A 13,916-nucleotide genomic window follows, 5' to 3' on the forward strand; every position below is an offset into this window, starting at 1 on the left:
CTATCAAGTCCTTTCTGTTCCAACTGCCATTTTTCTGTTTCTATATTATCAGGAAAACTGTTCCAGAAACTGCGCTTCTGAAATGATCGGTATTCCCAGACTCTGTGCTTTTTTATTCTTCGAAGATGTGGATGTCACATCGTTATTGACCAGATATCCGGTCTTTGAAGATACAGAACCTGCTACCTTTCCGCCCCGGTCTTCGATATACTGCTTCATCTCATCCCGGTTTGCAAATTGTACCAGACTTCCGGTTATTACAAAGGTAATACCTGCAAGCGTCTGTGGTACCGTTTCAGTCTCTGCTTCAAACTCTAATTCACGAAGCAACCTATCTATAATAGCACAATTCGACGGATTTTTAAAATATCTTACAATTTCCTCTGCGATCACTGTTCCAATTCCATCAATCTCTGTATATGCTTCTACATCCGCATGCATGATCTGATCCAGGTTATTTTTAAAATGTTTGCAGATCAGCTTCGCTGTTGCATCTCCGACCCCAGGAATTCCAAGGCCATAGACAAAACGGTTCATCGTTGTGTGTCTGGATGTATCAACAGCCTGAATCAGCTTCGCATAAGACTTCTCTCCAAAGCCTTCCATCTCAACGATCTCTTCTTCATGACGATTCAGGTGATAGAGATCATCCAGATGATCCAGATATCCCTGTTCAATAAATTTGTCTATCGTGGCTTCTGATAGGCCGTCAATATTCATAGCATTTCTGGATACAAAATGAGCAAATGATTTTAACTTCTTTGCAGGGCAGAATTCATTGGTACAATAAAGGGTCTCTACCTGATCTACACCCTCTCCCTCCGTCACGATCTTTGTCAGACCACCACAAGCAGGACAGGATTCCGGAATCGGTACATTTCCACTTCTGGTATGATTTTCGGCAATCTGCGGAATGATCATATTTGCCTTATAGACCGAGATCTCATCTCCGATCCCAAGCTGCAACGACCGAAGGATACTGACATTATGGATACTTGCACGGCTGACTGTTGTTCCTTCAAGGGACACCGGATCAAATACTGCAACCGGATTGATAAGTCCCGTTCTGGAAGGGCTCCACTCCACATACTGCAGATGGGTCACTGCCTGTTCATCCGCCCATTTGAATGCCATACTGTCTCTTGGAAACTTCGCTGTTCTACCGAGACTCTTTCCATATGCAAGATCTTCTAACACCAGTACCAGACCATCCGAAGGAAAATCGTTCTGCTCAATCTGTTCTGCAAACTTTGCTACACGCTCCGGCAGCTTATCAGCATCGATCAGATAATGCTCTACGACATCAAAGCCCTGCTGCTCCAGCCAGTCTAATTCATAGGAAAAGGAATTCTTAAAGTCCACATCTTCTCCATCCACCAGATTAAAGGCAAAGAAATGTACGTTTCTCTCTTTTGTAATGCGGTTATTCAACTGTCTGACAGAGCCGCTGCATAAGTTTCTCGGGTTTTTATATTTTGCATCTGCATCTGCGATCTGCTCATTTATCTTCTCAAAATCTGAATACTTGATAACTGCCTCTCCACGGATCGTCAGCTTACCCTTATATGGAATCTCTTTCGGAATATTTGCAAATACTCTTGCGTTGTTCGTTATAACCTCGCCCTCTAAGCCATTTCCTCTGGTTACTGCTTTTACAAGTGTGCCATTCTCATAGGTAAGGACAACGGTAAGACCATCTAACTTCCATGAGATCACACCCTGATGTGTGCCAAGCCATGCTGCCAGTGCTTCCACACTCTTGGTCTTATCCAGAGAAAGCATTGGATGCTCATGAGCCTCTTTCGGAAGCTCACTTACAATCTCATATCCGACATGAACCGTCGGACTGTTCGACATTACAATTCCTGTCTCTTTTTCAAGTTCTACCAGTTCATCATACAAGGCATCATATTCCAGATTGCTCATGATCTCGGTATCTTCCTGATAATATTTCTTTGATGCCGCATTCAGTTTTTCAACTAATTCTTTGATTCTGTCTCTCTTTTCCAACTGACATACCTCTTATTTCCAACAACATTCTGTTCATTTTTATTATCCGGCTGTGCTTCTTCCCGCTTTGTTTTTACTTCTTCTTTTCGTTCCACTAAACGTCTGAGTTCTGTTTCTTCTTCCTTTGTCAAATGGCGGTACTCACCCGGTCTCAGATTCCCCAGACGAATATTGATCACTCGAAGCCGTTTCAGATTTACGACCTTATATCCAAAATATTCGCACATTCGGCGGATCTGGCGATTCAGCCCCTGTGTAATTATGATCTTAAAGGAATAATTATCGATCTTATACAGACGACATTTTTTTGTCACCGTATCAAGAATCGGAACACCTGCCGCCATCTGTGTTAAAAATTCGTCCGTGATCGGCTTATTCACACGGACACGATATTCCTTCTCATGATTATTGACTGACTTCTGGATACTGTTTGACAGGTCTCCATCGTTTGTCAAAAGCAGTAATCCCTGTGAATCCTTATCTAATCTTCCTACATACTGCAATCGGATCGGATACTTAATATGATCAAAGATGTTATCCGGATCATCATGACTTGCCGTGCAGGTCAGTCCCAGTGGTTTATTGTATGCAAGAATAACTGTCTCTTCACGCTTTCTTACAGGCTTTCCATCGACCATTACCCTGTCATTTGCCTCTATCTTCTGTCCCATTTCCGCAGGCTTCCCATTTATTGTGATCCTGCCTTTTAATATATATTCATCTGCCGCACGTCTGGAACAAATGCCAGCTTCGCTCAGATATTTATTAATTCGAATGCCTTCTGCCATATCATGACCCTTCCTGTTCTGTCTCTCTGCTGCGACTGTTTTGCCGCTCTTTTTATCTGTTTTCTTTATAACCATATCTTTTTAATCATACCATTCTGATCATTAAAAGTAAACAATTACAACTTTTCAATTTCAGGGCTTGTTTTTTCTCTTTTTCCGACGTATAATAAGGCAAACGCAAAGGTGTGTTTCTACGGAAACGCACCTTTTTTTGTATTTAAATTTAGAAGCTGAAGTTATAACATTTTATAAAGGACGTGAATATATGGATAATATCGATAAGAAAATATTACATTTATTACAGCACAATGCCAGAACCCCTTTAAAGTATCTGGCAAATAAAGTATTTCTCTCCTCTCCTGCGGTATCCGCAAGAATCGACCGGCTGGAAAAGGCAGGTGTGATCACCGGATACCATGCAGGCATCAACCCGGAAGCTCTGGGGTATCACATTACCGCATTTATACACATGGCACTCGATCCAAAACAGAAACCAACCTTTTATCCCTTTATCGATGCCTGCCCCAATGTACTGGAATGTAATTGTGTGACCGGTGCCTACTCTATGTTGATGAAGGTTTGTTTTCCAAGCACAATGGAACTGGATTCTTTCATTGGCCAGCTACAGCGATTCGGAAATACAGAAACACAGATCGTATTCTCCACTCCTGTTCAAACTCGTGGAATCGACATCGGTATTGTATCTCCTGTAAATGAAGAAAATGCTATCTAGTATGTCTGCGGACGGTCGTCTGTAACTTCTATATTATATAAGGCAAATAATAAAACAAAAAAGTTCCGTATCAGAATTCTGTCATATCCAAAGAATTCTTTTATGGAACTTTTTATGTCTTGATATCTGCTTACAAACCTACTGCTAACTGGTTCACACATTTGCAGAATCAGCTAAAATATCCTTCCTATTGTGCATCTTCCGGTGTAGCTGCAGTATTCCCTGTTGTAGCCGGTTTGCTGATCAAATCATAAAATGCCCGGAATGTTTTATCTGTATCCAGAAGATATTCTGTATTCTCTTTTACATGAACATAGATATCCTGAATATCCTTTGATGCCTTAAAGCTGTTCAGATAAGAAAGCTGTGCATTTGACAGCTCCCCATTAGCGATCTTATACGAACCATCCTGGTCTGTTATAATATAGAAGGTCACGATATCAAGTGGCTTTGATTCTACGTCCGCAATGTCCATATAGGACAATTCAACCACAACATATTCTCCTTCTGCATAACCATCTGCCAGATAACAGGTCGTATCTTCAAAACCTTTTAGGTATTTTGCAGAGTTTTCCAATACTGACATATCATCAAACTCGGTTGGATCCGTCACCAGTGACTGTAACGTTGCCTGATCACAGGCTGCTTTTGCCGTAAGATACTTACTAACCAGATCATTGATCTCTGAAACATCACTTTTCTTATATGATGCATTCTCCGGAATCGTCAGCTCAACCGTATTATTTTCTCCCGGCACAATTTTGGGTTTTCTGATAAAAAATGCGTACACATAACAGGAACACAATAATGCAAATATCACCCAGCCGATCGCAAGCTTCATTCCAGCCCGGATCACGATCTCTCCTTCTTTTGTCTTTATATATGTATCACCAAGAAAACTGTTTTTTTTATGATTCAATTTTCCTATGCTCCTTTTCATATTTTATATCGACAAAATTCTACCATTCTGTTCTGTATTTTGCAAGTTCATCCAGGAAGTATTCATAATTCAGCGAAGAAATATAAGAAAATATTTGATTATTTCAGCGAAATATTGTATTATATATAAGGCATGCACCAGTAGCTCAGTGGATAGAGCAACGGCCTCCGGAGCCGTGTGCGGTGGTTCGATTCCACTCTGGTGCATATTTTTTATGGTTAAACGGACGAAAACGTCTGCCCTGAAAACTATGTTCTATCGCAAAACACTTGCGTTCTATTCTCACGTAACGGTACTAAACTCCTCACCTGTGGTGACTCGTCAAGGACCGACGTTCGAACAGGTTTGCTTATAGAACATAGTTTTCAGGGCAGACGTTTTCTGTCTTTGGCAGCACAACAACAAAAAAATTATTGCCTGTTTCAAAAATAAAATACCTTATTTCTTTATGAAATGATTACTTATATTATCATGTACAAAGATGTTCATGCAGTTTTCGTTGTGAGGCTTTGCACTGGCTGCTAGCATCAAGCCCATGTCTGAGTCCGAAGGACGAGTCTGGGCGACTGCTGGCTAATGAGCGTGCAAACCGAACAGAAAACGAAATGTATCTTTTACATGATAATATAAGAATCCATTTCATTAGAAATAAGATACCTTCCTACATTGTAACAAAGATGAACTTTACAACGAATAACGCTGCGATGATCGTTACAACGATATCTTTCTTCTTGTAGTTACCTGTGAATAAGGTAATCAGAACGTATGAAATTGATCCTACACCGATACCATTTGAAATAGAATAGGTTAATGGGATCATAAGGAAGGTAAGGAACGCAGGAACTGCTGAACGCATATCATCCATATCGATCTTGGCAAAGTTCTTAGCCATTAATACACCTACAAAGATCAGTGCCGGAGCTGTTGCACATGTTGGGATCACACCTGCGATTGGGCTTAAGAACAGACATACTGCGAAGCAGGCTGCTGTAACTAAACTTGCAAGACCTGTTCTACCACCTGCTGCGATACCGGATGCAGACTCAACGAAGGTTGTACATGTCGATGTACCAAGAATAGCACCTGCTGCTGTACCGATAGAATCGCACATCATACTCTTATCTAAGTTGATCGGGTCACCATTCTCATCTAACATATTTGCCTGTGATGCGGTTCCGTATAAGGTTCCGATCGTATCAAACATATCTACCAGACAGAATGCAACGATCAGCATGATACCTGAGAATACGCCACCAACATATGGCTTTCAAATGCATTTCTCCATGCATCCGCCTTGAAGCATCCAAGGAAACCGATCTCGCCAAAGTCTTTGAAAGACTGACCGATGCTGGATACATCAAAAGATGGTGTCTCCAGATTAAATACATAATAAAGAACTGTGGAAACAATGATACCGATTACGATATTTCCCTTTACATTTAACTTTGCAAGAACTGCGATCAGGATAATACCGATGATAGTTACAACCGGTGGAATAACTGCTTTCCATGCAGCTGCCGGTGTCTCTGCGCCTGAAATTGCTCCATGGAAATCAAAGATCTGTACCAGTGTATACTTATTCGCCTGTACAAGACCTGAACCCTTTAAACCAACCAATGCGATGAACAAACCGATACCGGCCGGTATTGATTTCTTCAGGCATTCCGGCATGGCTGTCGCAATGTACTTACGAAGTCCGGTTACAGACAGGATCAGAAATACGATACCTGATAACAGGATGATAACAAGACCTGACTGATAACCTTCAATCACGCTACAGCCTGCAAAGAATGCACCGGACACAAATGAGGTACAGAAGAATGAATTCAGTCCCATACCACATGCCTGTGCATACGGCATTCTGGCAAGGAATGCCATAAGAAGTGTACCGATAACAGCCACAAGAACGGATGCGATAAATACTGCATTCCAAACCCTGCCTACTTCTGCTGCGCTTGCGCCTTCTGCAACAAGCCATCCAGCCTTACCATCTGCTGCTACCTGATTTGGGTTTACCAGGACAATGTATGCCATGGCAAAAAATGTTGTGAGTCCGGCCATAATCTCTGTACGAACATTAGAACCGCGCTCTGAAATGTGGAAAAATTTATCCATATTTCCCTTCCTTTCTTTTGTTTATTCTTATTAAAAGCATTGGTTGTCTACCTGTCCCTCACTACAGATATATGCCATGCTTTATAATCAAAATTCTGTGTGCCGTTACCGCACTGTTTCTTCCAGAAATTCGGCTACACTGTCATCCAGATAATCACCGATCACAAGATCCGCCGCTTCCTTGCAACGCTCTGTCGCATTTAAAACCGCAACTCCAAGTCCGGCTTCTGCTAACATCTCACTGTCATTATCTCCATCGCCGAAAGCAATTGTTTCTTCCATTGATATTCCAAGGAATCGTAAAACTTCCTTTAACCCATTATGTTTGCCGGAATGACGATCAGATATCTCAATCAATCGCGGCGCTCCGGATGTTACATAAACAGTATGGATATTTTGCGTTAATTCATGCATGATACGGTATTTTTTCTCTGTCGGTCCTACAATTGAGATCGAATCCAACTCCGTATTATGCTGTAAAATAAACTGCCTTATATCAGGCACCGGCGTTCTGGTGCTTCTTACATAAGCACTGATATCCTCTGACTCTCCAAAATTCATTGGATTCTCATAATATATCTCAGATGTATATCCTCTACCGTCTATAAAACATTCAAAGAATACATCTTTATCCGTAACCAGATCAAATATCTGCTCCGGTACTTCCGGTCGTAATTTTAAATTATATACTGAATGATCATCTGATAAATCATAGATTGCTGCCCCATTGGATGTGATCGCATACCGGACACCCCGAATCTCCCGGATGCATTCTGGAATGGAATAAACAGATCTTCCACTTGCCGGAATAAAAATAACGTGGCTGTCTGCCAGTTTTTCAAGAACTTCCTTTGTTCTATGGGAAATCCCATCCCGTCTTAAAATCGTTCTGTCCAAATCTGAAACCACGCATCTGTACTTCATATGCTTTTCCTCTGTTTTCGAATTTACTTTCATATGTTACCATATTTCGTAAGGGAAATAAAGATATTATAAACTTTTTTACATAAATACAGAAAAAGGAGCTATTTTCATTACATTTTTACCCGGTTGTATAAAAACTGTGATAAAATAAATACACATCAGAAAGGAGACCACTATGTTGCATGAAATATCCGATGAACGCTACTGCTTTATTGAAGATACCATTTGTGATGCATTTTTATTGGTATTGAAAGAAAAAGGAATAGAAAAAATTACCGTGACCGACATCATAAAAAGAGCCGGAATTGTTCGCAGTACATTCTATAACCACTACGAAAATATTCCAGCTCTTATAACTGCTGTTGAAGATAAAACTATCCAGGATATTTTCACCCTCATGGAAGACTTTCATCCTGAAAACAATCAGGATATATGCAAATCTTTCTTTCTGACAATTTGTAATTATACCAAAACGAATCCGTTTCTGGCAAATATTCTCCGGAGTCCAAGAGGCGATGAATTCTTTGAAAAGGCTTTAACTATGTTCCATCGTTATGTAACAGATGCCACCCGGAAAACAACGCCTTCCATGCACTCCAAGGAAGAGGTCTCCTATATGATCGCATGCAGCATTGGCAGTACCTTGGGTGTTCTCCATAAATGGACAAGAGAAAATTTTGAGAGTTCCGAAGAAATCATTGCCGGGATACTGACACAGTCATTTCTCACAGGTATACTCCCTTATCTGTCTTAAAGTGCTTCATCAATCAGAACTTCCTGCCTTTTTATCTTCTTAGTTGCACTCTTGATAAATGGATATTTACGAATAATCAACCCCGTAATCCGACGATAGGTCGGCTGCGTATTATTATAACTGTCAATAAATGCCTGAAGCTCTGATCTGATTGTTTCCTCGTTCATCCGTTTTGCCGAGACAGCATCCTGATCCGGATAGATTCTTGCAATTAGGCCATTGTTCTCTCCTGTCACAATCACCTCTCCCACCAGTTTTCCAAGAGCAAGTTTATTTTCTATTTCCTCCGGTGATATATTTTCTCCGTTTGAAAGAATGATCAGATTTTTTATTCTTCCATTGATAAATAAGAATCCGTCTTTATCCAGATATCCTTTATCTCCCGTATGCAGCCATCCACCTTTTAAGGTCTCTGCAGTCTCTTCCGGCATCTGATAATAACCCTTCATAACGCTGCTGCCCCGTACCAGAATCTCGCCATCCTCAAAAGAAATCTCAACATTGGAAAGCGGTCGTCCTATAGAACCGGTCTTATGATCTTCCGGTACATTGCTGCTGATAACAGGCGAACATTCCGACATTCCATATCCCTCATAAATATTTACACCATATTCTGCAAATTTCTCAATATAAAACGGATCCAGATGTGCTCCACCTGTAAATATTGTTTTCAGCTTTCCCCCAAATGCCTTGGCTGCAACTATTTTCTTTGGGATCAACGGGTTCATTGCCGAAAGACGTTTGTAGATTGTTTCTACCATCAAAGGTACCATCAGCATAATATCAGGATGAAAGACGCCATATTTTTTACCATATGCAACAGTGAATCATTGATACATACCGTTGCTCCAAAGGAAAAACCTTTGAGCCAATCCATAACAAGGCAAAATGCATGATGAATCGGTAAAACACTTAATACTATGGTTCCGGGCTCTGCAGTATAATTAACAGATTTTACATTTTCTGCCAGATTTCTCTGTGTCAGCATAACACCTTTACTTTTTCCTGTAGTTCCGGAGGTGAAAATAATCGTAGCAATATCTTCCGGATCCGGTGCTGCAAAATCATCTGTACCGTTTATACCTGACGTCATTAATTCTGCTACAGATGCAACTTTTTTCTGATTTGTTTCGATGTTTTCTTCCTGTAATATCCAGATTTTTTTCAGTTTTGGACATTCCTCCAGTATCCGTTCCGACAAGGTCTGAATTTTAGGACTTAAAAAGAGTGCTTCCGCATCTGAACGATTCAGAAGATCTATCAAATCCTCTACCGGAAGTCCTGCATCAAGAGGAACGGCTACTGCCTGACCTGTTATAATTCCCAGATAAGCTTCTATCCATTCCACAGAACTACTACCGATCAATGCTATATGCTTTCCCTGAAAGCTTTCCTCACACAATCCTTTTCTGACAGACTTGGCATTCTCCATCAGCTCCCGGTAGCTTCTATCACAGATCTCCTTTTTCTTCAACCATTTTACTGCCTTTATTTCTGAAAACTTTTTTTCGCTTTCTTCCAAAATATCACGAATCAACATATCTTATTATACCTCCGCACATACTTACTGCGATCATATACTTATATTCTCTGATTATACAGTTTCCTGCTGTAATCGCTCTAACAGATCAAGTGCTTCTACAATTGTGAATACATGCAGTGCATCGTCTTCCTCCAGTTCAATGTCAAATGTGTCTTCGATTTCTCCCAAGAAAGACATAAAATCAAGCGAACTAAAGCCCAGATCTTCTCTGAACTTCATATCGTTTGTCATCTCCTCCGGCTTAACATCACAATACTGTGCTATGATTTTCTTAAATTGCATTTCCTGTGTCATAATAATTTCTCCTTTATATGTTTTATTTTATACCTGTTCCATGATTTCTCCGATACTCATATCAGGTTCCGCGATTCCTTTAAACAATATCCGCATCATATAGTAATATAACAATTCCATATCATGTTCTGCCAAATGTGCGGTCTGGTAATGATATGAAAAATTCATACCTCCATTATCTGTATGAGATACTGTCAGATACATTTTCTTTGTAGCTGCACCATTTGCAAACCATTTTGCATGCTGTGGAATTTGTACCAGATGAGGATTATCCAATTTTACCGGCATCGGCTGATAAGTAAGGTAACAGCTTTCATAGGCTGTATTCTTCGGTGTATGATATCGTTTCTGCATCTCCTCTCTGATCAACGCCGGATCATAGTTACTGTGCATATAGATCCGATTCTGCATATTCTGGATCTCATATGCTGCCGACAGGAAATCAGTATCTGCCGAAATCACAGTTCTACATGGAAACATAATAGTCCGACTACCACCGGAGGTCCATTCATCATGAGTAGACCGTCTTGAAATGAAGTTTTCTATCGTAATATCTTCCTGTCCATGATTCATCTTTGACAGATATGTACGAATACCAAGCAACAACAGATTTGTCATTGAAAGCTGATGGTTCATACAAAAATCTATCAGATTTTTCGTTGGCTCCGGCTCCAGTTGATAATCCTTTACTGCCACAAACAACTGATCTAATTCTATATCGGCAGCCTGAGTGTTTTATTCCTATGTAACTTTCTTGATGTTTCCAGTACATCTGAACCCTGGATATCAGAATAAAGGGGTTCCCCCCATGCATCCAGCTGATCATCCCAGAACTTTTTATCTTTGGCAAACCGTTTTTCATTATTTGCACGATTCAGATCTTTAACCAGCACTTCCTCAAAATCAGCTAACTTCTGCGGATATGGTGTATCGAATTTATAATGCGTATATAACTGCATCAGGTCATTGATCATCACAACCAGTCCACAGGAATCAATCAATCTATGATCCATATGGATGAAGAAACCATTATATCCATCCGGCAGTTTAACCATCACTACATCGCAAAGCGGAATATCATCTCCGTCAAATGTCTCATATGCCCACTGCTGCATTAGATTGTCTGCTTCTTTCATACGCATTCCTGATAAGTCTTTTAAAGGAATGTCACGGGTTTCTTTTTCAGTAAGATATTGCTTCACATCACCATTTTTATCACGTTTCGTAAAACGAATACGCATACATCCATATCTCTCATATTCCAACTGAATACATTTTTTTAAAAGTCCGAAATCCAGTTCTGCTTTTAAAGATGCCACAACACTGACACCGGACACCTGCTGTGTTTTATATTTTTTTATCCAGTCATCATGCATTTTTTGTGCTGCTGTTAAGGGATATTGTTTCATCATCATGGATAACCTCCTGTATTCTTTATTCTTTTGTGAACTTATCACATTTCATTTTTGAATTCCACCCCTTGTACAACTTAACAAACACTTTACATGAAATTGACCGAAACTTTAAAAGTAATCTATGGATCAGAATTATCCCAATATAAAAATCCCCCTTAAACAGATTCGGCATTTACCTTATCTGCTTAAGAGGGATCCTGTTACTTCCGGTGATTCTATTTTAATTATCATATTTTTCAAAAAAATCAAGCATCTTTTGTCGGTAAAGCCCCGGAGCTGCATATGGCGCACATAGATGCCGTGCTTCCGGTATAATGACCAGTTCTTTGGGAGCACTGCATAATGCATAATTATATACAGAATTCTCTGGAACTACATAGGTATCTGCTTCCCCATGAAAAAACAAAACCGGACGTTTATTTTTCTTCATTGCTTCTATCGTGTCAGCATCACTCATATGAAATCTTCCAAACATCCTGCAAAACAGATCTACACGGAACAAAAGCAGCTCTACCCAGTCCAAATGGAACCAGTTAGCTGCGATATCCTGAAGCTGACGCTTCATCGAACAAAATCCACAATCTGCAATCAAGCCTTTCACTTCTTCCGGCAGCTTATGTCCTGAAGCCATAAGCACCGCCGCAGCCCCCATGGATTCTCCATAAAGATAGATTGGGAGCTTCTCTTTGTTTCTTGCAGCAATATAATAACTCCATTGCTGTACATCCCATTGCTCTTTTGCACCAAATGTAATATATTCACCCTCGCTCAAACCGCAGCATCTCTGATCAATAAACAATAAATTACACGCATTCTCATGAAGGAAACGTGCTGTATATGCAAAATCGCCAAAGCCACTACCTTTATATCCATGACTTAACAAAACAAAACGTTTCGCTTCTTTTGTCGGAAGATAATAAGCATGCAGATACAGTCCATCTCTGCTTCTGATAAAGCAATCCTTCATCTGCTGCTCAGCACACCACAGTTTTCCTTCTTCATATTCCTTTTCGTATTTGTCTCTTGGATGATTTTTCTTTATATGAGACAGTTGAAACCATTTCTTTTTCTTCTGTCGTTTTTTTCCTTTGCAACGAACAAGCATATCAAAGAAAGACCAACCAAATGCAACAAACAGACCAAATGCACCGGCTGTTATTTCCAGTAATCTTAATATTTTCTGCTTATTCCCTGTATCATTCATAATCGTTATCTTCTCCGCTTCTTTTTCGCGTATTTGTAAAACAGCCCTTGAAAACATAATGTTTTCAAGGGCTTGAAATACTTTATTATCATTCAACAAATAAAATTATACATTCATCTGCTTAGCAACTTCTGCTGCGAAGTCTTCGTTCTTCTTCTCCATACCTTCACCAACTTCGAAGCGAACGAACTTAGCGATCTTAAGAGCAGGATTTACAGACTTCAGGTATGCTGCAACTGTCTGCTTGCCATCTTCAGCCTTAACATATACCTGATCAAGAAGACAGATTTCCTTCATCTGCTTAGAGATACGTCCTTCAACAAGTCCTGAGAAGATCTTGTTGCCTGAGATCTCTTCCTTATCAGCACAAGCGATCTCTGCTAACTGAGCCTTAGCTTCCTTTGAAAGGAAGTTCGGTAAGAAATTCATGTTTGACTTCTTCTCTTCGTAGATAGCTACATCTTCTGCGCTCCATACACCGGCTACAGCCTTCTCGATCAACTTGGAAAGAACCGGCTTTGGAAGTGAGAACGGATCATTTAATGCACTGTCAATTGTGATCTCTTTCATCTTAGCAAGCTCATCTGCTGAGATCTCGTCTCTTGAGATGTACTGTGGGTTCATAGCAGCGATCTGCATTGCAATGTTTGTAAGTGCTTCCTTAACTGCATCATCTGAAGCACCGTTACCGGCTACAAGAACACCGATTCTTCCTCCACCATGGATATAAGAAGCAACAACATCTGCTGTAACCTTCTCAAATCTTCTGATGGAGATCTTCTCACCAATCTTGAGAATCTTATCATCAAGATCAGCCTTCATATCAAGGATTGAAACAACGTCTTCGCCATCTCCAGCCTTTTCTGTATCTACTGTAAGTGCCTTATCTGCAACTGCCTGTACAAATTCCTGGAAAATTGCATTCTTTGCAACGAAGTCTGTCTCTGAGTTAACTTCAACAACTACTGCTGTATTACCATCAATTGCAACCTTAGCGATACCTTCTGCTGCAATTCTTGCTGCTTTCTTCTCAGCCTTAGCTGCACCACTCTTTTTGAGTACTTCCACAGCGGCATCCATATCGCCGTTTGTCTCTGTAAGTGCTTTCTTACAATCCATCATACCAGCACCTGTGAGTTCTCTTAACTCTTTTACCATGCTTGCTGTAATAGCCATCGTAATAACCTCCAAAATTC

The 13,916-nt window shown here is 40.3% G+C and carries 15 protein-coding genes and 1 tRNA gene; 3 read left to right on the top strand and 13 right to left on the bottom strand.

Features of this window, described 5'->3' with window-relative positions:
• Nucleotides 1-48 precede the first annotated feature (48 nt).
• Both ligA and DXA07_RS10090 read right to left on the bottom strand, forming a co-directional pair.
• A complete protein-coding gene (gene ligA, locus DXA07_RS10085; protein ID WP_118484487.1) occupies nucleotides 49-2,010 on the bottom strand; it encodes an NAD-dependent DNA ligase LigA in 1,962 nt (653 codons plus the stop codon).
• Entirely contained in the window at nucleotides 1,980-2,798 is an 819-nt protein-coding gene (locus DXA07_RS10090) for a pseudouridine synthase (RefSeq protein ID WP_117807448.1), read from the bottom strand. Before DXA07_RS10090 ends, ligA begins: the two co-directional genes overlap by 31 nt.
• Nucleotides 2,799-3,063: 265 nt before the next feature.
• Here DXA07_RS10090 and DXA07_RS10095 point away from each other — a divergent pair, with 265 nt between their 5' ends.
• Nucleotides 3,064-3,531, top strand: a complete 468-nt coding sequence (locus DXA07_RS10095; protein WP_021944425.1) for an Lrp/AsnC family transcriptional regulator — start codon at nucleotides 3,064-3,066, stop codon at nucleotides 3,529-3,531.
• Nucleotides 3,532-3,718: 187 nt separating this feature from the next.
• On the opposite strand, the gene DXA07_RS10100 is transcribed toward DXA07_RS10095, so the two are convergent.
• Nucleotides 3,719-4,450, bottom strand: a complete 732-nt coding sequence (locus tag DXA07_RS10100; protein WP_118484489.1) for a hypothetical protein — start codon at nucleotides 4,448-4,450, stop codon at nucleotides 3,719-3,721.
• Nucleotides 4,451-4,605: 155 nt separating this feature from the next.
• Here DXA07_RS10100 and DXA07_RS10105 point away from each other — a divergent pair.
• A tRNA-Arg gene (locus tag DXA07_RS10105) sits at nucleotides 4,606-4,677 on the top strand.
• A 455-nt stretch (nucleotides 4,678-5,132) separates the two neighbouring features.
• Here the strand turns inward: DXA07_RS10105 and DXA07_RS13740 are convergent.
• The 3 genes from DXA07_RS13740 to DXA07_RS10115 all read right to left on the bottom strand — a co-directional run bounded on the left by DXA07_RS13740 (nucleotide 5,133) and on the right by DXA07_RS10115 (nucleotide 7,510).
• A complete protein-coding gene (locus DXA07_RS13740) occupies nucleotides 5,133-5,705 on the bottom strand; it encodes an NCS2 family permease (protein WP_284467264.1) in 573 nt (190 codons plus the stop codon).
• Nucleotides 5,699-6,586, bottom strand: a complete 888-nt coding sequence (locus DXA07_RS13745; protein WP_279220991.1) for an NCS2 family permease — start codon at nucleotides 6,584-6,586, stop codon at nucleotides 5,699-5,701. The genes DXA07_RS13740 and DXA07_RS13745 overlap by 7 nt, the downstream gene beginning before the upstream one ends.
• 105 nt (nucleotides 6,587-6,691) lie before the next feature.
• On the bottom strand, nucleotides 6,692-7,510 hold the full coding sequence (locus DXA07_RS10115) for an HAD family hydrolase (RefSeq protein WP_173783376.1): 819 nt from the start codon (nucleotides 7,508-7,510) through the stop codon (nucleotides 6,692-6,694).
• Between the two features lie 175 nt (nucleotides 7,511-7,685).
• On the opposite strand from DXA07_RS10115, the gene DXA07_RS10120 reads away from it, so the two are divergent.
• Entirely contained in the window at nucleotides 7,686-8,264 is a 579-nt protein-coding gene (locus DXA07_RS10120; protein WP_021944421.1) for a TetR/AcrR family transcriptional regulator, read from the top strand.
• Here DXA07_RS10120 and DXA07_RS13750 read toward each other — a convergent pair.
• From DXA07_RS13750 to tsf, 7 genes are all read right to left on the bottom strand, one after another.
• Nucleotides 8,261-9,025: an AMP-binding protein gene (locus DXA07_RS13750; RefSeq protein WP_279221657.1), complete on the bottom strand. Its 765-nt coding sequence runs from the start codon at nucleotides 9,023-9,025 to the stop codon at nucleotides 8,261-8,263. The two genes, DXA07_RS10120 and DXA07_RS13750, sit on opposite strands and share 4 nt — an antisense overlap.
• A gap of 11 nt (nucleotides 9,026-9,036) precedes the next feature.
• Entirely contained in the window at nucleotides 9,037-9,804 is a 768-nt protein-coding gene (locus tag DXA07_RS13755) for an AMP-binding protein (protein WP_284467265.1), read from the bottom strand.
• A 54-nt stretch (nucleotides 9,805-9,858) separates the two neighbouring features.
• Nucleotides 9,859-10,101, bottom strand: a complete 243-nt coding sequence (locus DXA07_RS10130; RefSeq protein ID WP_008402883.1) for a phosphopantetheine-binding protein — start codon at nucleotides 10,099-10,101, stop codon at nucleotides 9,859-9,861.
• A 27-nt stretch (nucleotides 10,102-10,128) separates the two neighbouring features.
• Complete coding sequence (locus DXA07_RS13760; protein ID WP_279221655.1) at nucleotides 10,129-10,797, bottom strand: condensation domain-containing protein; 669 nt, start codon at nucleotides 10,795-10,797, stop codon at nucleotides 10,129-10,131.
• Between the two features lie 17 nt (nucleotides 10,798-10,814).
• Nucleotides 10,815-11,516 (bottom strand): condensation domain-containing protein, encoded by a 702-nt coding sequence (locus DXA07_RS13765; RefSeq protein WP_284467266.1) that lies wholly within the window; start codon nucleotides 11,514-11,516, stop codon nucleotides 10,815-10,817.
• 220 nt (nucleotides 11,517-11,736) lie between these two features.
• A complete protein-coding gene (locus tag DXA07_RS10140) occupies nucleotides 11,737-12,720 on the bottom strand; it encodes an alpha/beta hydrolase (protein WP_243013739.1) in 984 nt (327 codons plus the stop codon).
• A 105-nt stretch (nucleotides 12,721-12,825) separates the two neighbouring features.
• A complete protein-coding gene (tsf, locus tag DXA07_RS10145; RefSeq protein ID WP_118484493.1) occupies nucleotides 12,826-13,896 on the bottom strand; it encodes a translation elongation factor Ts in 1,071 nt (356 codons plus the stop codon).
• Nucleotides 13,897-13,916: the final 20 nt, after the last annotated feature.

The sequence above is a fragment of the Clostridium sp. AM54-37XD genome, assembly GCF_003478225.1.
GTDB lineage: Bacteria > Bacillota > Clostridia > Lachnospirales > Lachnospiraceae > Coprococcus > Coprococcus ammoniilyticus.

Coding starts and splice junctions, on each gene's coding strand:
- DXA07_RS10090 (WP_117807448.1), bottom strand. CDS start 2,798: ATGGCAGAAGGCATTCGAATTAATAAATATCTGAGCGAAGCTGGCATT.
- DXA07_RS10095 (WP_021944425.1), top strand. CDS start 3,064: ATGGATAATATCGATAAGAAAATATTACATTTATTACAGCACAATGCC.
- DXA07_RS13740 (WP_284467264.1), bottom strand. CDS start 5,705: ATGCTGATCGTTGCATTCTGTCTGGTAGATATGTTTGATACGATCGGA.
- DXA07_RS13745 (WP_279220991.1), bottom strand. CDS start 6,586: ATGGATAAATTTTTCCACATTTCAGAGCGCGGTTCTAATGTTCGTACA.
- DXA07_RS10115 (WP_173783376.1), bottom strand. CDS start 7,510: ATGAAGTACAGATGCGTGGTTTCAGATTTGGACAGAACGATTTTAAGA.
- DXA07_RS10120 (WP_021944421.1), top strand. CDS start 7,686: ATGTTGCATGAAATATCCGATGAACGCTACTGCTTTATTGAAGATACC.
- DXA07_RS13750 (WP_279221657.1), bottom strand. CDS start 9,025: ATGGTAGAAACAATCTACAAACGTCTTTCGGCAATGAACCCGTTGATC.
- DXA07_RS13755 (WP_284467265.1), bottom strand. CDS start 9,804: ATGTTGATTCGTGATATTTTGGAAGAAAGCGAAAAAAAGTTTTCAGAA.
- DXA07_RS10130 (WP_008402883.1), bottom strand. CDS start 10,101: ATGACACAGGAAATGCAATTTAAGAAAATCATAGCACAGTATTGTGAT.
- DXA07_RS13765 (WP_284467266.1), bottom strand. CDS start 11,516: ATGATGATGAAACAATATCCCTTAACAGCAGCACAAAAAATGCATGAT.
- DXA07_RS10140 (WP_243013739.1), bottom strand. CDS start 12,720: ATGAATGATACAGGGAATAAGCAGAAAATATTAAGATTACTGGAAATA.
- tsf (WP_118484493.1), bottom strand. CDS start 13,896: ATGGCTATTACAGCAAGCATGGTAAAAGAGTTAAGAGAACTCACAGGT.